General features: G+C 74.8%; 18 protein-coding genes and 1 pseudogene. 11 read left to right on the top strand and 8 right to left on the bottom strand.

Going from position 1 to position 19,439, the window contains the following annotated elements; translation table 11 throughout:
* Positions 1-31 precede the first annotated feature (31 nt).
* The 3 genes from C8054_RS15955 to C8054_RS15945 all read right to left on the bottom strand — a co-directional run bounded on the left by C8054_RS15955 (position 32) and on the right by C8054_RS15945 (position 3,679).
* A complete protein-coding gene (locus C8054_RS15955) occupies positions 32-1,858 on the bottom strand; it encodes a long-chain fatty acid--CoA ligase (protein ID WP_107157577.1) in 1,827 nt (608 codons plus the stop codon).
* Positions 1,859-1,975: 117 nt separating this feature from the next.
* On the bottom strand, positions 1,976-2,923 hold the full coding sequence (locus tag C8054_RS15950; protein ID WP_107157576.1) for a terpene synthase: 948 nt from the start codon (positions 2,921-2,923) through the stop codon (positions 1,976-1,978).
* Between the two features lie 126 nt (positions 2,924-3,049).
* The gene (locus tag C8054_RS15945; RefSeq protein WP_107157619.1) at positions 3,050-3,679 is read right to left on the bottom strand and encodes a TIGR03085 family metal-binding protein; all 630 of its coding nucleotides are present in this window, start codon (positions 3,677-3,679) and stop codon (positions 3,050-3,052) included.
* Between the two features lie 194 nt (positions 3,680-3,873).
* Between C8054_RS15945 and C8054_RS15940 the strand changes: the two genes are divergently transcribed.
* Positions 3,874-5,742, top strand: a complete 1,869-nt coding sequence (locus C8054_RS15940) for an ABC transporter ATP-binding protein (protein ID WP_199199774.1) — start codon at positions 3,874-3,876, stop codon at positions 5,740-5,742.
* Complete coding sequence (locus C8054_RS15935) at positions 5,739-7,517, top strand: ABC transporter ATP-binding protein (protein ID WP_107157575.1); 1,779 nt, start codon at positions 5,739-5,741, stop codon at positions 7,515-7,517. Before C8054_RS15940 ends, C8054_RS15935 begins: the two co-directional genes overlap by 4 nt.
* A gap of 78 nt (positions 7,518-7,595) precedes the next feature.
* Here the strand turns inward: C8054_RS15935 and C8054_RS15930 are convergent, their stop codons facing one another.
* Genes C8054_RS15930 through C8054_RS15920 form a run of 3 tightly spaced genes read right to left on the bottom strand, consistent with a single transcriptional unit; the run spans position 7,596 to position 9,672 of the window.
* Positions 7,596-8,198 (bottom strand): TetR family transcriptional regulator, encoded by a 603-nt coding sequence (locus C8054_RS15930; protein WP_107157574.1) that lies wholly within the window; start codon positions 8,196-8,198, stop codon positions 7,596-7,598.
* Positions 8,195-8,950: an ABC transporter permease gene (locus C8054_RS15925; RefSeq protein ID WP_107157573.1), complete on the bottom strand. Its 756-nt coding sequence runs from the start codon at positions 8,948-8,950 to the stop codon at positions 8,195-8,197. Before C8054_RS15925 ends, C8054_RS15930 begins: the two co-directional genes overlap by 4 nt.
* On the bottom strand, positions 8,947-9,672 hold the full coding sequence (locus tag C8054_RS15920; protein ID WP_107157572.1) for an ABC transporter ATP-binding protein: 726 nt from the start codon (positions 9,670-9,672) through the stop codon (positions 8,947-8,949). Before C8054_RS15920 ends, C8054_RS15925 begins: the two co-directional genes overlap by 4 nt.
* A 106-nt stretch (positions 9,673-9,778) precedes the next feature.
* Between C8054_RS15920 and C8054_RS15915 the strand changes: the two genes are divergently transcribed.
* The 4 genes and pseudogenes from C8054_RS15915 to C8054_RS15905 all read left to right on the top strand — a co-directional run bounded on the left by C8054_RS15915 (position 9,779) and on the right by C8054_RS15905 (position 12,132).
* Positions 9,779-10,168: a MerR family transcriptional regulator gene (locus C8054_RS15915; RefSeq protein ID WP_107157571.1), complete on the top strand. Its 390-nt coding sequence runs from the start codon at positions 9,779-9,781 to the stop codon at positions 10,166-10,168.
* A 162-nt stretch (positions 10,169-10,330) separates the two neighbouring features.
* Positions 10,331-10,969 (top strand): annotated as a pseudogene (locus C8054_RS32775) (phosphoribosyl-AMP cyclohydrolase); the annotation flags it as partial.
* 180 nt (positions 10,970-11,149) lie between these two features.
* A complete protein-coding gene (gene hisI / locus C8054_RS32770) occupies positions 11,150-11,572 on the top strand; it encodes a phosphoribosyl-AMP cyclohydrolase (protein ID WP_107157617.1) in 423 nt (140 codons plus the stop codon).
* Complete coding sequence (locus tag C8054_RS15905; RefSeq protein ID WP_107157570.1) at positions 11,569-12,132, top strand: Trp biosynthesis-associated membrane protein; 564 nt, start codon at positions 11,569-11,571, stop codon at positions 12,130-12,132. Before hisI ends, C8054_RS15905 begins: the two co-directional genes overlap by 4 nt.
* Here the strand turns inward: C8054_RS15905 and C8054_RS15900 are convergent.
* On the bottom strand, positions 12,125-12,400 hold the full coding sequence (locus C8054_RS15900) for a hypothetical protein (RefSeq protein ID WP_107157569.1): 276 nt from the start codon (positions 12,398-12,400) through the stop codon (positions 12,125-12,127). The two genes, C8054_RS15905 and C8054_RS15900, sit on opposite strands and share 8 nt — an antisense overlap.
* Before the next feature lie 443 nt (positions 12,401-12,843).
* Between C8054_RS15900 and trpC the strand changes: the two genes are divergently transcribed.
* The 5 genes from trpC (at position 12,844) to C8054_RS15875 (ending at position 18,472) form a co-directional block, all read left to right on the top strand.
* Positions 12,844-13,647, top strand: a complete 804-nt coding sequence (gene trpC / locus C8054_RS15895; RefSeq protein ID WP_199199786.1) for an indole-3-glycerol phosphate synthase TrpC — start codon at positions 12,844-12,846, stop codon at positions 13,645-13,647.
* 38 nt (positions 13,648-13,685) lie between these two features.
* On the top strand, positions 13,686-14,912 hold the full coding sequence (trpB, locus tag C8054_RS15890; protein WP_107157567.1) for a tryptophan synthase subunit beta: 1,227 nt from the start codon (positions 13,686-13,688) through the stop codon (positions 14,910-14,912).
* Positions 14,913-14,916: 4 nt separating this feature from the next.
* Positions 14,917-15,720 (top strand): tryptophan synthase subunit alpha, encoded by an 804-nt coding sequence (gene trpA / locus C8054_RS15885; protein ID WP_107157566.1) that lies wholly within the window; start codon positions 14,917-14,919, stop codon positions 15,718-15,720.
* Between the two features lie 356 nt (positions 15,721-16,076).
* The gene (gene lgt, locus C8054_RS15880; RefSeq protein ID WP_107157565.1) at positions 16,077-17,273 is read left to right on the top strand and encodes a prolipoprotein diacylglyceryl transferase; all 1,197 of its coding nucleotides are present in this window, start codon (positions 16,077-16,079) and stop codon (positions 17,271-17,273) included.
* Between the two features lie 11 nt (positions 17,274-17,284).
* Positions 17,285-18,472: an NAD(P)/FAD-dependent oxidoreductase gene (locus tag C8054_RS15875; protein WP_107157564.1), complete on the top strand. Its 1,188-nt coding sequence runs from the start codon at positions 17,285-17,287 to the stop codon at positions 18,470-18,472.
* Between the two features lie 39 nt (positions 18,473-18,511).
* Here the strand turns inward: C8054_RS15875 and C8054_RS15870 are convergent, their stop codons facing one another.
* Positions 18,512-19,354 carry a GNAT family N-acetyltransferase gene (locus C8054_RS15870; protein ID WP_107157563.1) on the bottom strand — a complete coding sequence of 281 codons (843 nt, stop codon included), beginning with the start codon at positions 19,352-19,354 and terminating at the stop codon, positions 18,512-18,514.
* Between the last annotated feature and the right edge of the window lie 85 nt (positions 19,355-19,439).

Genomic DNA, 19,439 nt, shown 5'->3' with positions numbered 1-19,439 from the left:
GGGGCACGGCCGGCGCGGCGCCGGGGACACGTCACAGCTCGGCGAGCGTGCCCTCGTACATCTTGTCGATCTCGCCGGCGAAGTTGGTCTCCACGCTGCGGCGCTTGATCTTCAACGACGGGGTGACCTCGCCGTCGGCGATGGTCAGGTCGCGGGGGAGGATCGTCACCTTCTTGATCGTCTCCCAGCGGTTGAGCTTGGCGTTCAGCTCGTCCACGTACCCCTCGACCATCGTCCGCGCCTCGGGCGAGGTGACGATCGTGGTGTAGTCGCGCCCGTCGAGCCCCGTGCCGGCGGCCCAGCCCTTGATCGCGTCCGGGTCCAGCGTGACCAGCATGGTGCAGTAGTTGCGGGCCTGCCCGATCACCACCGCCTGCGAGGTGTACGGGCAGATCGCCTTGAACATGCCCTCGATGTGCGACGGCGCGACGTACTTGCCGCCGGACGTCTTGACCAGGTCCTTCTTGCGGTCGGTGATGCGCAGGTAGCCGTCGTCGTCGAGCGTGCCGATGTCGCCGGTGCGGAAGAAGCCGTCGTCGGTGAACGCCTCGGCGGTCTCCCCGGGCAGGTTGTGGTAGCCACGCATCACCGGCCGACCCCGGACCAGGATCTCGCCGTCGGTGTCGATCCGGCACTCCAGGTCGCCCATGGCCCGGCCCACGCTGCCGATCTTGAGACCGTCCGGCGGGTTGACGAACGCGCCGGCGCTGGTCTCGGTGAGGCCGTACCCCTCCGAGATGGGCAGGTTGGCGGCGGCGAAGAAGGTGGCGATCTCCTTGCTCAGCGGCGCCGCGCCGGAGACCAGGACCCGCATCCGGCCGCCGAGCCGGGCCTGGAGCTTGCTGAAGACCAGCTTCTCGGCGAGCGCGTACTTCATCCGCAGCCCGGCCGGGACCGGCTTGCCGGCCTGCTCCAGCGCGACCTTCTCCTTGCCGACCGCGACGCCCCAGCCGAAGATCTTCGCCTTCGCGCCGCCGGCGCCCTGCGCGGTGGTGACCGCCTTGTTGTAGACCTTCTCGAAGACCCGGGGCGCGCCGCACATCAGCGTCGGCCGGACCACGCCGAGCAGGTCGACCAGCCGGTCGACCCGGCCGTCGACGTAGGTGGGCAGCCCGACGTGGGTGGCGCCGCAGAGCAGCGTCTTGCCGAACGAGTGGGACAGCGGCAACCACAGGTATTGCAGGTCGTCGACGCGCAGCAGGCCCAGCTCGGCCTGCGCGACGCCCTCCCAGCACCACCCGCCGTGCAGCAGCTCCACGCCCTTGGGCCGGCCGGTGGTGCCCGACGTGTAGATCAGGGTGGCCAGGTGGTCCGGGCCGATGCCGGCGACCAGCTCGTCGATCAGGCCGGGCGTGGCGGCCAGCGCGGCGGCGCCGCGTTCCTCCAGCTCGGCGAGCGTGAGCTGGGGAACGCCGGCCGCCGGGTCGGCCGCGCCGTCGAGGAGCACCACGTGGGTCAGCGCCGGCAACTCCGCGCCGGCGATCTTCGTGGCCTGGGCCGGGTTCTCCGCGAACAGCACCCGCGACCCCGAGTCGGCGAGAATGTACGCCGCCTCCTCGGGCTCGGTGGTGGGGTAGACGGTGGTGGTGGCCCCGCCGGCGCACATCACGCCGAAGTCGGCGAGCACCCACTCCAGCCGCGTGTTGGCCAGGATCGCCACCGGGTCCTCGAGGCCCACACCCAGCCCGTGCAGCCCGGCCGCGATCGCCTTGGCGCGCTGCCCGACCTGCTCCCACGTCAACCAGACCGGGCCCGAGTCGTCGGGTGCGGGGTGGGCGAAGGCGTGCCGGTCGGGGGAGTCCGCCACGCGCTTGAGGAACATGTCCGGTACGGAACGGTACGGTACATCGAGAGCCATCGTGGAAGCCGCCTTCAGGGGTGGAGGGACGTGACGGGGGTCACGCCGGTCTGCGGTTACCGAAGAGTATTGCCTGCACCGGGGCAGCGGCTAGTGCGGATCGGCCGGGGTTCGGGCTCAGGCGTACCGGGTGGCGGCGCGGGACCAGTCGTAGGTGGCCCGGATCCAGTCCCGGCGGGTGGCGAGGAACGCGCGGACCCCGTCGTCGGCGGCGACGGCCAGCGCCGCGTCCCGTTCCGCGTACGCCGCCAGCGCCGCGTTGAACCGGGCCGCCGCCTCGCGCAGCGCCGCCGCCTCGTCCTGACCGGTCTCGCCGGCAATGGTGGTGACCAGGTTGTGCGCCGGCGGGGCGACGCCGCGCTCCTTGCCGTAGGAGAACAGGTCGTTGCACCAGCAGACCAGGTCGGCGGCGAGGCCGTCCAACGCGGCCAGCGCCGGATCGGCCCGCCGGGCGGGGCCGGGGCGCGCCGGGTGGGCCAGGTCGGTCACCGTGAAGCCGGGGCGTACGCCGCCGGTGTGCCGGCGCATCTGCACGTACTCGGCCACCCCGGGCACCCGCCGGTGCTCCCGGTTGGCCGCCTCCCAGAGCAGCGCCAGCAGGTACTCGCGCAACTGGCTGACCAGGCGCAGCAGCAGCGCGGGCCGCTGCGCGTCGCGGGCCCGCCGGCACAGGTCGTCGAGCGCCATCGCCAACGGGCCGCCGGTCGGCGCCGGCGCAGTCGGGTCGCCGTGCCGGTCCAGCACGCTCAGCAGCGTCGCCACGGTGGGGGCCAGCCGGGTGGGGTCCGCGCCCAGGCCGTCGTCGTCGCAGGCGTCGTCCACCACGAACAGCCAGTTGATCAGGTCGGTGAGCAGGCGCAGGCCAGCCGGGGAGGCCTCCGGGCCGGCCCGTCCGGCCAGCTCCGCCGCGTGCGCGCCGGCCAGCCGGCGCCGCCCGGCCGGGTCACGGACCAGGCCGAGGTCGCGTACCCAGCCGGCGCTCTCCGCGGTGACCCGCTCGACGGCGGGGTGCCGGCGCGCCGGGAAGGGTGGTTCGTGCAGCGCCGAGAGCGCGAAGCCACGCATCCGTGCCCCCTGTCCGCCGCCCGCGGAGCGGGGCGGCGGGCAGGAGCGTACGGCAGAATCGATCGGCATTCATCACTGGGATGTGCGGTTTCCGCCATAAGTCGGTCACCGACTGCCTACGCTCGGTCAGAGTCCCAGCTCGGCCGCGCGCAGTCGCTCCGCCGGCCCGGCCGGGCCCTCCACCTGGACCCGGGCCACCCGCTGCCGGCCGGTGAGGAACAGCACCAGCTCGCCCGGCGCGCCGACCAGCCGCAGCCGCTCGCCGCCCCGGCCGGCCCGCAACTCGCCGTGCCCCGGCGCCTGCACCAGCACCTCGGCCGGAAACCGCCGCAGCGCCATCCGGGCCAGCAGGGCGACCCGCTTCCAGAGCACCGCCTGCTGCCCGGCCGGCAGGTCGCGGGGATGCCAGCCGGGCCGGGCGCGGCGCACGTCCTCGTGGTGGATGAAGAACTCCATGCCGTTGGCCAGCTCGTCGGTGAGCGGATTGCTCACCGGGCTCCACACCGGCGGGCGGCGGACCCGGGCGACCAGATCGGCGTACGGGCCGGCGGCGACCCGCAGGCGCACCGCCTCGGCGTACCCCCGCAGCGGCGGCAGCAGGATCCCGCCGGCCGCGTCCGGCCGGCGCTCCCGCACCAGCAGGTGCGCCGCCAGGTCACGGGTGTTCCACCCCTCGTTGACCGTCGGCGCGTCCGGTCCCAGTTCCAGCATCAGATCGGCGAGCGCCTCGCGCTCCGCTCGGGCGTACCGCGGCATGGCCCGATCGTAGGCCCGCCCGGCCCGATCGGCGCGCCATGGCCGGACGCGGCGTTCCCGGGCCGCCGGTCGCCGCCCGCCGTCCGGCCCGGGCGGCGCGAACGTGACGGCGGACATATCCCGGCCGGGTCGGCGTACGCGGCGACGAGCGGTAAGGATGGGGGAGAAAACTGTGGCTTACGGCGGGGGAGAGCGTGGCGAGCGGGACAAGTCGGGACGTGCTCGGCAAGGGGCTCAGGGTGCTCGGCCGGGCGATCCGGGAGCAACCCCGGATCTTCGCGGTGGCGGTCAGCGGCAGCGTGCTCTTCGGCCTCCTCGTCATCGCCAGCGCGTACGTGGTCGGCGCGGTGGTCGGCGACGTGGTGGTGCCGGCGGTCGAACGCGGCGCGGTGGCCGGCGGCGCCCTCGCGCTCGCCGCGTCGGCGCTGTTCGGGATCAGCGTGCTGCGGGTGGTCGGCATCTTCGGCCGGCGGCTGGGCGCCGGCTACATGCAGTACCGGCTCCAGGCCGCCTACCGTCGCCGGGTCACTCGCCGCTACCTGGACCTGCCGCTCTCCTGGCACCACCGCAACTCCACCGGCACGCTGCTGTCCAACGCCAACTCCGACGTGGAGGCCGCCTGGTACCCGATCGCGCCGCTGCCGTTCGCCGTTGGCACGCTGGTGATGCTGGTCGGCGCCGTGGCCTCGCTGTTCGTCACCGACTGGGCGCTCGCGCTGGTCGGCCTCGCCGTCTTCCCCGCGCTGTTCGCGCTCAACGTGGTCTACTCCCGCCGGATGGCGCCCCGCCAGGCCCGCGCCCAGCGGCTGCGCGCCGAGGTCAGCGGCATCGCGCACGAGAGCTTCGACGGCGCGTTGGTGGTCAAGACCATGGGCCGGGAGTCCCAGGAGACGGCCCGCTTCGCCGCCCGCGCCGGTGACCTGCGCGACGCGTTGATCTCCGTCGGCCGGCTGCGCGGCGTCTTCGACCCCATGCTGGAGACCCTGCCCAGCCTCGGCACGCTCGCCGTGCTGGTGGTCGGCGCGGTCCGGCTCCGCCAGGGCGCGATCACGGTGACCGAGCTGGTCAGCGTCGCGTTCCTGTTCACCGTGCTGGCCTTCCCGGTGCGGGCGATCGGCTGGGTGCTGGCCGAGCTGCCGCGCAGCGTCGCCGGCTGGGAGCGGGTCAGCCGGGTCCTGGACGCCACCGGCGAGATGCCGTACGGCGACGTGACGCTCGACCCGGACCGCCGGGAGCCGGCCACGCTGGGCTTCGCCGACGTCCACTTCGGGTACGAGCCGGCCGAGGCGCACCAGCCCGGCACGCAGGTGCTCGGCGAGGTGACGTTCACGGTGCCGGCCGGGAAGACGGTGGCCCTGGTCGGTCCGACCGGCGCCGGCAAGTCCACCATCGCGTCGCTGGCCGTGCGGCTGGTCGATCCGGACCGTGGCCGGGTCACGCTGGACGGCGTCGACGTGCGCGAGCTGACCGCCGCCTCGCTCGCCGCCACGGTGGCGCTGGTGGCCCAGGTGCCGTTCGTCTTCGACGACACGGTCCGGGCCAACATCACGCTCGACCGGGCCGGCGTCGGCGACGACGAGGTGTGGGCCGCGCTGCGGCTGGCCGAGGCGGACGGCTTCGTCGCCGCCCTGCCGGACGGGCTGGACACCATGGTCGGCGAGCGGGGCACCTCGCTCTCCGGCGGGCAGCGGCAACGGCTCACGCTGGCCCGGGCGCTCGCCGGCCGGCCCCGGCTGCTGGTGCTCGACGACGCCACCAGCGCCGTCGACCCGCGGGTCGAGGCGGCCATCCTGGCCGGCCTGCGCGCCCCCGGCGACGGAGGCGCGTCGATCCTGGTGGTGGCGTACCGGCGGGCCACCATCGCGCTCGCCGACGAGGTGATCTACGTGGAGCAGGGCCGGGTGGTCGCCCGCGGCACGCACCCCGAGCTGCTGGCCACCGTGCCCGGGTACGCCGACCTGGTCACCGCCTACGAGCAGGCCGAACAGGAACGCGAGCAGAACCGCACGTACGACGAGGTCACGCCGGTGCCGTCCGGCCTGGAGATGGAGGTCGACCGGTGACCACGACCACGACCACGACCGAGCGGGCCGAGTCGACCTGGGGGACGCTGCGGCGCGGGCTGGCGCTCTCCCCGGAGCTGAAGACCGGGCTGGCCGCCACGTTGGCGTTGGCGCTCGTCTACATGGTCGGTCGGGTGGCGGTGCCGGTGGCGGTGCAGCGCGGCATCGACCACGGCATCGTCGGCGGGCTCGACCTGGGCGTCATCTCGCTGACCGTGGCGGTCACCGTCGCCGTGCTGGTGGTCACCACCACCTGCGGCTACCTGATGATGCGCCGGCTGTTCACGGTCAGCGAGACCGCGCTGGCCGGCGTGCGGACCCGCGCGTTCCGGCACGTGCACGACCTGTCCATGCTGCACCAGCAGTCCGAGCGGCGCGGGTCGCTGGTCTCCCGGGTCACCAGCGACGTCGACCAGATCACCCAGTTCCTCCAGTGGGGCGGCGTGATCCTCCTGGTCAACCTGGGGCAGCTGCTGGTGACCACCGCCGTGATGCTGGCGTACTCCTGGCAGTTGACGCTCGTGGTGCTCGTCGCGTTCGCGCCCGCGGTGCTGATCATCCGGCAGTTGCAGCGCCGACTGGCCGGCGCGTACGGGCTGGTCCGGCAGCGGACCGGCACGCTGCTCGGCGCGATCGGCGAGAGCGTGGTCGGCGCGCCGGTGATCCGGGCGTACGGGATCGCCGGGCGCACCGCCCGCCGGCTGGACGCGGCGATCGACGGGCAGCGGGTGGCCCAGCAGCGGGCCATCCGGATCAGCATCCTGGGCAGCTCGGTCGGCGAGCTGGCCGCCGGCCTGGCGCTGGCCGGCGTGGTGGTGGTCGGGGTGAGCCTGGGTGTCGACCGGACGCTGTCGGTCGGCCAACTCACCGCGTTCCTGTTCCTGGTCACGCTCTTCATCCAGCCGGTGCAGATCGCCACCGAGGTGCTCAACGAGGCGCAGAACGCGATCGCCGGCTGGCGTCGGGTGCTCGACGTGCTGGACGTCGAGCCGGACGTGGCCGACCCGGGCGAGCGGGGCCGGGAGCTGCCGTCCGGTCCACTCGACGTCCGCTTCGCCCAGGTGACGTTCGCCTATCCGGGCGGGCCGCCGGTGCTGCACGACGTGACGCTGGACATCGCGGCGAAGAGCCGGGTGGCGGTGGTCGGCGAGACCGGCAGCGGCAAGACCACGTTCGCCAAGCTGCTCACCCGGCTGATGGACCCGACCGAGGGCGAGGTGCTGCTCTCCGGCGTCGACCTGCGTCAGGTCCGTTTCGACTCACTGCGCGCCCGGGTGGTGATGGTGCCGCAGGACGGTTTCCTGTTCGACGCCACGGTCGGGGAGAACGTCCGGTTCGCCCGCCCGGACCTGTCCGACGCCCGGCTCACCGCCGCCTTCACCGAGTTGGGCCTGGCCGACTGGCTGGACGGGCTGCCGGCCGGGCTGGACACCCCGGTGGGCGAGCGCGGCGAGGCGCTCAGCGTCGGCGAGCGGCAGCTCGTGGCGCTGGCCCGCGCGTACGTGGCCGACCCGGACCTGCTGGTGCTCGACGAGGCGACCAGCGCGGTCGACCCGGCCACCGAGGTGCGCCTGCAACGCACGCTGGACGCGGTGACCCGGGGGCGCACCACGCTGGCCATCGCGCACCGGCTCTCCACCGCGCAGGCGGCCGACGAGGTGATCGTGGTGGACCGGGGCCGGATCGTGCAGCGCGGCCCGCACGAGGAGCTGGTCCGGGACACCGACTCGGTCTACGCCCTGCTCTTCGCCTCCTGGCTGGAGCAGACCCGCTGACCGTAGCGGCCGCCCGCCCAGGGCCGTCTGCCGGTTGGGTCGCCGGCCGATCTCCGTCTGCAGGGCCGGCGCCGGCGCTCAGCTCGTGTCCAGCGGGCCGGTGAGGTAGCGCTGGACGGTCGGGCCGATGGTGACAGCCAGCGTGTCCGCCGACGCGGACGCGACCGGCTCCAGGCGGATCACGTAGCGCATCATGGCCAGGCCGGCGATCTGGGTGGCGACCAGCGCGCCGCGCAACGGCGCCTCGGCCGGGTCGAGGTCGAGTTGCGCCAGGACCCGACGCAGGATCTGGGTGGTCAGGAACTCCCGGAGCAGGCGGGCGGTCCACTGGTTGCTCACCGCGGAGCGGAGCAGCGCCACCGCGGCGACGCCGGCCGGGGAATCCCACACCGACAGGAACGTGCGGACCAGCCGTTCGCCCACCTCGTCCGGGCCTCCCGCCAGGACCCGCGGCACCAGCTCAGCCGGGTCGATCGGGATCGACATGGCGGCGCGGAACAACTCTTCCTTGGTGCCGAAGTAGTGGTGCACCAGCGCCGGATCCACGCCGGCGGCGGCCGCGACCGCGCGGATCGAGGTGCCGTCGTATCCACGTTCGGCGAACGCCTCCCGGGCCGCGGCCAGGATCGCCTCCCGGGTGTCCGGCCGGCCGGGCCGCCGCCCGGTGCGGCGCGGGGTCATCCGCTGCGCCGGCGCAGCGTCGCGGCGGCCAGCACCAGCGCGACCACCGCCGCGCCGGCCACGATCGCCACGTCGCGCCACATCGTGCCGGTCGGCTCGGCGTGCGCGCCGACCTCCTGGAGCGCCTCGACCGCGTACGACAGCGGCAGCACGTCGCTGACCGCCTGGAGCCAGCCGGCCATCTGGCCGCGGGGCACGAACAGCCCGCAGAGCAGCAGTTGCGGGGCGACCACGACCGGCATGAACTGCACCGCCTGGAACTCGGTGCGGGCGAACGCGGAGCAGAACAGGCCGAGCGCCACGGCCAGCACCGCGTTCACGCCGGCGATCAGCACGACCAGCCACGGGCTGCCGGCGGTGTCCAGCCCGAAGACCTGGTAGGCCACCAGCGAGGCGACGGTGGACTGGAGCACCCCGGCCAGCCCGAACGCGATGCCGTAGCCGAAGAGCAGGTCCAGCTTGCCCAGCGGCGTGGTGAGCAGCCGCTCCAGCGTGCCGGTGGTGCGCTCGCGGAGCATGGCGATGCTGGTCACCAGGAACATGATGATGAACGGGAAGAAGCCCAGCATGATCAGCGCGACCCGGTCGAAGGTGCGCGGCGCGCCGGGCGGGGTGGGCTGGTCGACGTACATGAAGTAGACCAGCGTGAGCAGCACCGCCGGCACCACGACGAGCAGCGCGACGGTGCGCCTGTCGTGCCGGAGCTGACGCAGGATCCGCCCGGTCGTGGCGGCCAGGATGCGCCCGTTCACGAGGTGGCCTCCGACTCGCCGTCGCGGATCAGGCGCAGGAACGCCTCCTCCAGGTCGTCCACGCCGGTGGCGGCGCGGACCGCGGCCGGGGTGTCGTCGGCGACCAGCCGGCCCTCGCGGATCAGCAGCAGCCGGTCGCAGCGGGCCGCCTCGTCCATCACGTGACTGGACACCAGCAGCGTGGTGCCGGCGGCGGCCATGGCGTGGAACCGGGCCCACAGGTCGGCCCGCAGCACCGGGTCCTGGCCGACCGTGGGCTCGTCGAGGACGACCAGCTCCGGGTCGCCGACCAGGGCGCAGGCGAGCGACGCGCGGCTGCGTTGGCCGCCGGAGAGCGTGCCGACCAGCTGGTCGGCCGCCGTGGCCAGCCCGACGTCGGACACCGCCCGGTCGGCGTCGGCGCGGCTCCGGCCCTGGAGCACGGCGAAGTAGCGGGCGTTCTCCCGGACCGTGAGGTCGGCGTAGACGCTCGGCGCCTGGGTCAGGTAGCCGACCCGGTGGCGCAGCTCGGCCGTGCCGGCGGGCCGACCGAGCACGTCGACCGTGCCGGCGTCGACAGTCTGCACGCCGACCACCGCGCGCATCAGCGTGGTCTTGCCGCTGCCGCTGGGCCCGAGCAGCCCGGTGACCGTGCCGCGGGGCACGGCGCAGCTGATGCCGTGCAGCACCCGCCGCCCGCCCCGGTCGACCACCAGGCCACGGACCGCCACCGCGTCGTCCATGTCCGCCTCCGACAATTCACTGAACGTTGAAATCAACGGTAGATGAATTCCGCCGGTCGGGCAATGCTGTTGACTTCGAGTGGGCTCGAACTGGAAGCCTGGATCGGTGGAGATCGGTATCCGGGAGAAGAGCTTCAGCGTCGGCGAGGCGGCGCAGCGGGTCGGCCTGACCACCTACACGCTGCGCTGGTACGAACAGGAGGGGCTGGTCGCGCCGGTCGGGCGGGACTCCGCCGGCCGCCGGCGCTACACCGAGGCGGACGTCAACTGGCTGTTCCTGCTCCTGCGGCTGCGTCGGACCGGCATGCCGGTGCGCGACATGCGCCGCTACGCCGAACTGGCCCGGCAGGGCGACCGTACGCTCGGCGCGCGGCGGGCGCTGTTCGAGGCGCACCGGGCCCGGGTGCTGGCCCGGATGGCCGAGCTGACCGAGGATCTCAAGGCCCTCGACCACAAGATCGACGTGTACCGGCAGGCCGAAGAGGAACTGGGCTAAGCCACCCGCACCGGACACCCGGTCCGCCATCGGGCATTGCGCTTGAGATCGGACTTCCGGCACCATGTCGCGGTGGGTCCCGCTTCGTTGCCCGAGTCCGGATTCCTCGACGACTGGGCCACCCGCCTGCGCCGGGCCGCGGACCGACCGGTCGTCGGGATCATGCTGCGCGGCAGCCACGCCCGACGGGCCGCCACCGAGCACAGCGACGTCGACGTGGACGTGCTCGTCGCCACCGACGAGGAGCGTCCCGCCTCGGCGGCCCCGGCCCGCCCCACCGGCGCGTACGCCAGCCGGGACGCCTACCTGGCCGAGTTCGACGGCCGGCTGGTGCACGTCTCGGTGGCCTCCCGGGACGTCCGCTCCTGGGTGCGCCGGCTCGGCCAGCCCGCCGACTGGGCGTTCGGGCTGCCGGTCACCGCGCCCGCCCGGCTGCTCTGGGCGGTGCCGGAGTGGCGCCGCCGGATCGACCTGCCGGTGCTCTGCCAGCCCGCCGACGAGCCGCGCCTGGAGGACCTGATCGCCACGCTGGGCAAGGTGGCCGGGGCGCACTGGGCCGGCGACGCCCCCGGGGTCCGGCTCGCGGCGGCCGACCTGGCCCGGCTCTGCCCCTCGGTGCTGCGGCTGGCCAACCCCGCCGTCCGGGTGGTGTCCCGCCGGGCCGCGCTGACCGCCGCGCTGGACCTGCCGGTGGCCCCGCCCGGCTACCGCGCCGACATGCTGCTCTGCCTCGGGCTGCGCGCCGGCGACCCGGCCGAGGTCGGGGCCGCCGCCGGCCGTCTGGTGACCGGCATCGTCCCGCTGGTCCGCCCGTACGCCGGGGAGGTCGCCGCGGTGGCCGGCGCGGACCTGGCCGAGGCGCTCGCCGACGGCCGGGTGGACCGCTACCTCGGTCAGCTCAGCCGGACGCTGCACGCGGCGCCACCGGCGTCCCGGGACACGTCGACGGTGCCGGCGCCACGTGCGGGAGAATGGTCAACCGTGCCCGCCTCTGACGCGCCCGTGACCGGCGCCTCCGCCCGCTCCACCGCCGGCCCGGCCCGGCCCTCCCGGCTCGACCCGGCCATCGCGGCCAGGCTCCGCCGCACCCCGGACGGCCTGGTCGCCGCCGTGGTCCGCGCCCACGACTCGGGTGAGGTGCTGATGGTCGCCTGGATGGACGACGAGGCGCTGCACCGCACGCTGACCAGCGGCCGGGCCACCTACTGGTCGCGCAGCCGGGGAGAGTACTGGGTCAAGGGCGCGACCTCCGGCCACCACCAGTACGTCCGCTCGGTCGCGCTGGACTGCGACGGCGACGCGCTGCTGGTCAGCGTGGAGCAGGTGGGCGCGGCCTGCCACACCGGTCACCGCACCTGCTTCTTCACCGAGCTGCCGGTCAGCTCGCCGGGGGTGACCCCGTGACCGACGCCGCGGTCGGCCCGCCCGCCGTCCGGGGCCGGCGCGAGCTGGCGTACGCGGTGCTGCTCTGCCTGGCCGGCGCGGGCCTGGCCGCCTGGGCGGTGACCCGGAGCTGGTCGGCCGATCCGACCGCCGGTGGTTCCCTCGGACCCGGGCGGTCGGGCCGCACCGGCGCGGACCTGCTGCCGTGGGTGTCGGCGCTGGCCTACGTCGGGTTGGCCGGTGGCGGCGCGGTGCTGGCCACCGGGGGGCGGCTGCGCCGGCTGCTCGGCGTGCTGCTGGCGGTCGTCGGGCTGGCCGTCGCGGTCGGTGGCGGGGTCGGTCTCGGCGAGACCGGGGTCAGCCGGCTCTGGCCGGCCCTGGTGCTGGCGGGCGGTCTGGCGCTCGCGGCCGGCGGGGCGGGCACCGCGTGGCGGGCCGGGCGGTGGCCGGCGATGGGCGCCCGGTACGAGCGGCGGGCCGGGTCGACCGGCCCCGCCGACCCGGACCGGCCGGCGGTCGAACGGGGCACCCGGGACGCGTGGGACGCGCTGGACCGGGGCGAGGACCCGACGGTCAGCTGACCGGCTGGGCCTCGCGCGTCGCCCGGCGGTCCCGGGCCGCGGCCCGGGCGGCGGCCAGTTCGGCCACCAGCCGCTCCAACTCGCGGCGTTGCGCGGCCCGGGCCCGGTCGGCGCAGACCGCCTCCCAGGCGTTGCCCTGGGCGGTACGCGTCCGGCCGTCACCGGCCACCGCGCGTTCGAGCGTGTGCACCACGCCGACGGCGAGTGCGGCGACGGTCCGGGAGACGGTGGTCAACCCGATGTTCTGATGCGGCCCGTTGGCGCTCATGGTTCACCCCACACGAGATCGTTCGGCTTCGGTCGGCAGCGGCCTCGTCGAGTCTGCCCTGCGACAATGGTGTCCGGCTCACGTTTCGCCACCGTCAAGCGCAGGTCAACGCTCCCGCACACGGGGCGACCTGCACAGGGGCGGAAGTCCTTGACCTTGGTCACAGCGGGCCGGACGTCGGGCTGCGAGGTCGGGCCGGGCGTGGTGAGATGGGTCATGGGCGATGGTCGATGCATGCGGTGGCGCTGCGTGACACCGCGTTCACCCGAAGTCGGCCATCATGCCACAGCCCATGTCGTGAGGTGCGCCATACCCCCCGGCACGTGTCGCCAGGTGGCGCCACCTAGCATCGGCCCATGACACCCGGAGAGGGGAGTCCGTTGGTGACTGCTGAGCATGCGCACGCGGAGGGGGACGACGCCGGAGCGGCGCCGTCCGCAGGGGTGCTCGACGAGATCCTGGCCGGGGTGCGCGAGGACGTGGCCCGGCGGCAGGAGCAGCTCCCGATGGAGCGGATCCGCGAGCTGGCCGCCGCCGCGCCGCCGCCGATCGACGCGTACGCGGCGCTGCGCCGACCCGGCGTGGCCGTGATCGCCGAGGTGAAGCGCTCGTCGCCGTCCAAGGGGCGGCTGGCCGAGATCGCGAACCCGGCCGACCTGGCCAGCGACTACGCGGCCGGTGGCGCGCGGGCGATCAGCGTGCTGACCGAGGGCCGCTGGTTCGGCGGGTCGCTGGACGACCTGGCCGCGGTCCGGGCCGCGGTGAACGTGCCGGTGCTGCGCAAGGACTTCGTGGTCTCCAGCTACCAGGTGCACGAGGCCCGCGCGCACGGCGCCGACCTGGTGCTGCTGATCGTCGCCGCGTTGGAGCAGAACGCGCTGGTCGGGCTGCTGGAGCGGATCGAGTCGCTGGGCATGACCGCGCTCGTCGAGGTGCACACCGAGGAAGAGGCGGACCGGGCCCTGGAGGCCGGCGCGCAGGTGATCGGCGTCAACGCCCGCGACCTGCGTACCCTGGAGGTCGACCGGTCGGTGTTCGAGCGGATCGCGCCCGGGCTGCCGAGCCGCGTCGTCAAGATCGCCGAGTCGGGCGTGCGCGGTCCGCACGACCTGATCCGGTACGCCTCGGCCGGCGCCGACGCCGTCCTGGTGGGCGAGGGCCTGGTCACCCAGAAGAGCCCCCGCGAGGCGGTCGCCGAGCTGGTCAACGCCGGGAACCACCCGGCCACGCCCCGCCCGGTGCGCTGACCCGCGCCGGGTCCACCCGAACCGAGAGGACGCCCGCGATGAGCGCCGTACCCGCTGCCGGCCAGGTTCCCGACGCCGCCGGTCACTTCGGCCGGTTCGGCGGCCGGTTCGTCCCCGAGGCGCTTGTCGCCGCGCTGGACGAGCTGGACGCGGCGTACCGCAAGGCGATGGGGGACGAGGAGTTCCTCGCCGAGTTCGACGCGCTGCTGCGCGACTACGCCGGCACCCCCTCGATGCTGTACGAGGCCCGGCGGCTCTCCGCCCAGGTGGGGGCGCGCGTCCTGCTCAAGCGGGAGGACCTCAACCACACCGGCGCCCACAAGGTCCGCAACGTGCTCGGCCAGGCGCTGCTCACCCGGCGGATGGGCAAGCGGCGGGTGATCGCGGAGACCGGCGCCGGCCAGCACGGCGTGGCCACCGCGACCGCCGCCGCGCTGTTCGACCTCGAGTGCGTGGTCTACATGGGCGCGGTGGACACCGAGCGGCAGGCGCTCAACGTGGCCCGGATGCGGATGCTCGGCGCGACCGTGATCCCGGTGACGGCCGGTTCGCGCACGCTCAAGGACGCGATGAACGAGGCGATGCGCGACTGGGTCGCCAACGTCGAGGACACCCACTACCTGATCGGCACCGCCGCCGGGCCGCACCCGTTCCCGGAGATGGTCCGGGACTTCGTGCGCGGCATCGGCGTGGAGGCCCGCCAGCAGTGCCTGGACCTGACCGGCGCGCTGCCGGACGCGGTCGCGGCCTGTGTCGGCGGGGGCTCCAACGCGCTGGGCGTCTTCCACGCCTTCGTGCCCGACGCCGGGGTGCGGCTCTACGGCTTCGAGGCCGGTGGCGAGGGCGTCGAGTCCGGCCGGCACGCGGCCAGCATCACCGGCGGCTCGTCGGGCGTGCTGCACGGCACCCGCACCTATGTCCTGCAGAACGCCGACGGCCAGACCATCGAGTCGCACTCGATCTCGGCCGGTCTGGACTACCCGGGCGTCGGGCCGGAGCACGCCTGGCTGCACGACACGGGCCGGGCCACCTACCTGCCCGTCGACGACGCCGAGGCGATGGCCGCGTTCGAGCTGCTCTGCCGCACCGAGGGGATCATCCCGGCGATCGAGAGCGCGCACGCGCTGGCCGGCGCCCGCAAGATCGCCCCGGAACTCGCCGCCGAGTTGGGCCGCGAGCCGGTGATCCTGGTCAACCTCTCCGGCCGTGGCGACAAGGACGTGCACACCGCCGGCGCGTACTTCGGCATCCTCGACAAGGAGTGAGAGCGTGAGTCGCATCGGGGTCGCCTTCGACAAGGCCCGGGCCGACGGGCGGGCCGTGCTGGTCGGCTGCATGCCGGCCGGCTTCCCCACGGTCGAGGGCAGCATCGCCGCCATGACCGCGATGGTCGAGGCGGGCGTCGACGTCGTCGAGGTGGAGATCCCCTACTCCGACCCGGTGATGGACGGGCCGGTGATCCAGAAGGCCAGCGACATCGCGTTGGCCGGCGGCGTGCGCACCGCCGACGCGCTGCACGTCATCGAGGCGGTGGCCGCGACCGGCGCGCCGGTGGTCACCATGACCTACTGGAACCCGATCGAGCAGTACGGCGTCGAGGCGTTCGCCCGGGACCTGGCCGCTGCCGGCGGCACCGGGCTCATCACGCCGGACCTGATCCCCGACGAAGCGGCCGAGTGGCTGGCCGCCTCCGAGGCGCACGGCCTGGACCGGACGTTCCTGGTGTCGCCGTCCTCCACCGACGCACGCCTGCGGATGACCGCCGAGCACTGCCGCGGTTTCGTCTACGCCACCGCGATCATGGGCGTGACCGGCGCCCGCGCCCAGACCTCCGAGGCGGCGCCGGTCCTGGTCGCCCGGCTGCGCGAGGTCACCGACCTGCCGGTCGGCGTCGGGCTGGGCGTGGGCACCGGCGCGCAGGCCGCCACCGTCGCCGGGTACGCCGACGCGGTGATCGTGGGCAGCGCGCTGGTCCGTTGCGTGCTCGACGCGCCCGACGAGGCCGCCGGCCTGGCCGCGCTGCGCAAGCTCAGCGCCGAACTCGCCGAGGGCGTCCGCAACCCCGTTCGCTGACCCGTCGTCGGCTCGTCGTCGGCCCGTCATCGGCTGTTGTCGGCCCCTGCCGCAGCTCGCCGTCGGTTGTTCCCGACGGCGTTCGTGGTGGGCCCGCCCCGACGCGGTCCACGCCGTCCGGCTCTTCGGCGGGGCAGGACGGGGAGGCCGGGTTTCGCCTACGAACTTGATGGCGTGGACGGGTCGGGCGCGTCGGACCACACCGACGGTGCGTTGTGCGTTGAGTCATCCGTGCCATCAAGTTCGTAGGCACGCGAAGCACTGACGGCGAGTGCGCGTGGCGCGCCGCGCCGACGACCGGACAGGGCCGGACCGGGGTGCCGCGCACACGGTCCGCACCGGTACCGTGTGCACCCGTGACCCTCGCCCCGATGACTCCCCTGGCGGCCATGCCCAGCCCCAGCACCGCCGTCTGGCAGCTCGGTCCGGTTCCGATCCGGGCGTACGCGCTCTGCATCATCGTCGGCATCGTGGTGGCCTGCGTGGTCACCGAGTACCGACTGCGCCGCCGCGGCGTCGCTCCGGGCGCCGTGCTCGACATCGCCGTCTGGGCGGTGCCGGCGGGCATCATCGGCGCCCGGCTCTACCACGTGATCACCTCCCCGGAGAAATACTTCGGCGCCGACGGCCAGCCGCTCAAGGCGTTCGCCATCTGGGAGGGCGGGCTCGGCATCTGGGGCGCGGTGGCCGGCGGGGCGGTCGGTGCCTGGCTCGCCGCCCGGCAGCTCGGCATCCCGCTCTCCGTGGTCGCCGACGCGCTGGCCCCCGGCATGCCCCTGGCGCAGGCCGTGGGCCGGCTGGGCAACTGGTTCAACAACGAGCTCTACGGCGGGCGGACCAGCCTGCCGTGGGGCCTCGAGGTGCACGTGATGGACCCGGACAATCCGGGTCGCGCGCTCCGCGACGACGCCGGCAACCCGGTCCTGCAACCCGGGCTCTACCATCCGACGTTCCTCTACGAGGCGCTCTGGAACGTCGGCGTCGCCGCGTTGGTGCTGGTGCTCGACCGCAAGCTGCGGCTTGGCAAGGGTCGGGCGTTCGCGCTCTACGTGATGGGCTACACGGCGGGCCGGTTCTGGATCGAGCTGATGCGCACCGACGAGGCCAACCACATCCTCGGCGTACGCCTCAACGTCTGGACCGCGGCGCTGGTCTTCCTCGGCGCGCTCGCGTACTTCGTCCGGGTCCGTGGCCCCCGGGAGTACCTCGTCCCGATCGGTGAGCCGACGGCACCGGCGACGCCGGGCGGCGACGTGTCCCAGGTCGACCTCGCCGCCGGTGAGCCCGCCGCGGCCACGGTGGCGCCGGAGGGCTACCGGGTGGTGACCGAGGACCAGTTCCGCGCGTACCGGGAGACCGGCGCGCTGCCCCCGACGGAGCCCACGGCACCCGACGCGGACCGGGCCGACGACGCCGACCGGGCCGACGACGCGGACCGGGCCGACGACGCCGACCGGGCCGACGACGCCGACCGGGCCGACGACGCGGACCGGGCCGACGCGGACGCCGGGCGGGCGGACGGCGGCGGGCGCCCGGCGGACCGGGACAGCTGAGCGGGGGAGTCATGCGCAGCGCGGTGGTGGTCGGCGCCGGCCTCGGCGGAATGGCGGTGGCCGGCGCGCTGGCCCGCTCCGGCTGGCAGGTCACGCTGCTGGAGCGGGCCGACCGGGTCCGGCCGGAGGCGACCGCCGTGGTGCTCTGGCCGAACGGGGTACGCGCGCTGCGCGCGCTCGGCCTCGGCGACGGGCTGGACGCGATCGCCACGCCGCTGCCCGACGGCGGGATCCGCCGCCCGGACGGGCAGTGGCTGGTGCAGCCCCGCCCCGTCCCGGCCGAGCGGATGCCGGTGGTGGTGCACCGGGAGGACCTGCACGACGCGCTCATCGCCGGGTTGGGCGAGCGGGTGGAGCTGCGGACCGGGGTGACGGTGCGCAGCGTGCGCGCGGTCGCCGGCGAACGGCCGGCGGTGGACGACGGCCGGCACACGTTCTCCGCCGACCTGGTGGTGGCCGCCGACGGCACGGACAGCGAGATCCGGCGGCAGCTCGCCCCGGAGACCGCCGTGGTGAGTTCCGGATGTGCCGCCTGGCGCGCGGTCATCCCCTGGTACCGCGCCCCGCAGCTTCCCGACGACCAGCCGGTGCACGGCGAGACGCTCGGTGCCGGCTACCGGTTCGTGGCCGCCTCGCTCGGCGAACGGGGCACCGCCGGGGCGTCGCGCCGGGGCGGCATCTACTGGGTGGCGACCGCTGCCGGCGCGCCCCGGCCCGAGCCGCCGGAGATCCAGCTCGCCCTGCTCAAGCGCTGGTTCGCGGGTTGGCCCGCGCCGATCGCCACGCTGCTGGAGGCCACCGACCCGGCCGACGTGGTGCAGCAGGAGGTCCGCGAGCTGCGGCCGTTGCCCCGGTCGTACGGTTTCCCGGCCGGTCCGGGCGGCGTGGTGCTGCTCGGTGACGCCGCGCACGCCATGCCGCCGCACCTCGGGCAGGGCGCCTGCCTGGCGTTCGAGGACGCGGCCACGCTCGCCGGGCTGCTACGCGAGTCGCGGCTGCCGGACGCGGTGACCGCGTACGACCGGCTGCGCCGCCCCCGGGCGGCGGCCATGGTCCGGCAGACCCGCCGGATGTCGGCCGTGTTGCAGACCCGGGGTCGGCTGGCGCTGCGCGCCCGGGACGCCGCGCTGGGCACGATCAGCCCGCGGCTGCGCAACACCGCCGCCGCGGCGGCGGCCGACTGGCAACCACCGTCCTGACGGCCCCGGCGCGGGCTGCGCCAGGGCCGCCGGGGGCGCTCAGATGACCGCGGCCGGCTCGGCGATGCAGGCGGTGCCGACCCGGCGGAAGCCCACCCGCAGGTAGACCCGGGCGATGTCCTCGCTGCCCGCGCTCAGGAAGACCAGGTCGGTGCCGGCGGCGCGCAGCTCCCGGGCCAGCGTGGCGGTCACCGCGGCGCCCAGCCCGCGACGTCGGGCGGACGGCAGGGTGGCCACCCCGGCGATCTCCGCCACGTCGCCGACCCGCATCGCCATGCCGCTGGCCAACGGGCCGTCGGCCGGGGTGCCGGCGAGCACCGAGACGCGCCGGCCGTCGGCCACCCGGGCCGCCTCCTCGTCCAGCGCGTCGACGTCCAGCCGGGCGAGCGCGGCGTCCCGCTCGGCCGGCCCGGCGTCGCCCCGGGCGGTGCCGCCGTGGGCGAAGCCGACCGCCGCGACGGCCCGGCGCAGCGCGATGTCCGCCGCGAAGCCGGTCTCGTCCGGGTCCAGCACCCGCATCGGTACGTCGCTGAGCGTGCCCGGGTCGGGCAGCCGCTCCGCCTCCAGCAGCATGAGCGGCGCCTCCAGCACGGTCAGCCCGGCCGAGCGGGCCACCGCCAGCAGGCTCGGCTGGTGCTCGTGCACCCACTCGAACGCCTCCGGCAGGCCCAGTTCGCGCTGCCGTTCCCGGACCGCGGTCACCTCGGCGAGCGTGGCCGCCTCGGGGGCGCCCGGCCGGGGGCGGGCGTAGAACGGCCAACCGGCCCCGTCCCGGACGAACAGCACCAGGGTGTCGAACTCCTCCACCCGGGCCGCGTCGCGGGGCACCGCGTCGTAGAACCGCTCCAACCGGTCGAGTACGTCAGTACGCACGAGATCCACCGCGCGAGACTACACGTCCCAGCATCTGGAAGTGTGATCAATCTGAACTGGCCTTGCGCGGCACGCCCTAACGTAGACTCAATAA

This window comes from Micromonospora sp. RP3T, assembly GCF_003027925.1.
Lineage (GTDB): Bacteria > Actinomycetota > Actinomycetes > Mycobacteriales > Micromonosporaceae > Micromonospora.
The sequence above is the reverse complement of the archived record's forward strand: the minus strand, read 5'-3'. Positions and strand labels throughout refer to the sequence as shown.

Bases quoted from the DNA above. Each gene is read 5' to 3' on its own strand.
- C8054_RS15950 (WP_107157576.1), bottom strand. From the start codon at position 2,923: ATGCGTGGCTTCGCGCTCTCGGCGCTGCACGAACCACCCTTCCCGGCG.
- C8054_RS15875 (WP_107157564.1), top strand. From the start codon at position 17,285: ATGCGCAGCGCGGTGGTGGTCGGCGCCGGCCTCGGCGGAATGGCGGTG.
- trpB (WP_107157567.1), top strand. From the start codon at position 13,686: ATGAGCGCCGTACCCGCTGCCGGCCAGGTTCCCGACGCCGCCGGTCAC.
- C8054_RS15930 (WP_107157574.1), bottom strand. From the start codon at position 8,198: ATGACCCCGCGCCGCACCGGGCGGCGGCCCGGCCGGCCGGACACCCGG.
- C8054_RS15920 (WP_107157572.1), bottom strand. From the start codon at position 9,672: ATGGACGACGCGGTGGCGGTCCGTGGCCTGGTGGTCGACCGGGGCGGG.
- C8054_RS15955 (WP_107157577.1), bottom strand. From the start codon at position 1,858: ATGGCTCTCGATGTACCGTACCGTTCCGTACCGGACATGTTCCTCAAG.
- C8054_RS15900 (WP_107157569.1), bottom strand. From the start codon at position 12,400: ATGAGCGCCAACGGGCCGCATCAGAACATCGGGTTGACCACCGTCTCC.
- C8054_RS15945 (WP_107157619.1), bottom strand. From the start codon at position 3,679: ATGCCGCGGTACGCCCGAGCGGAGCGCGAGGCGCTCGCCGATCTGATG.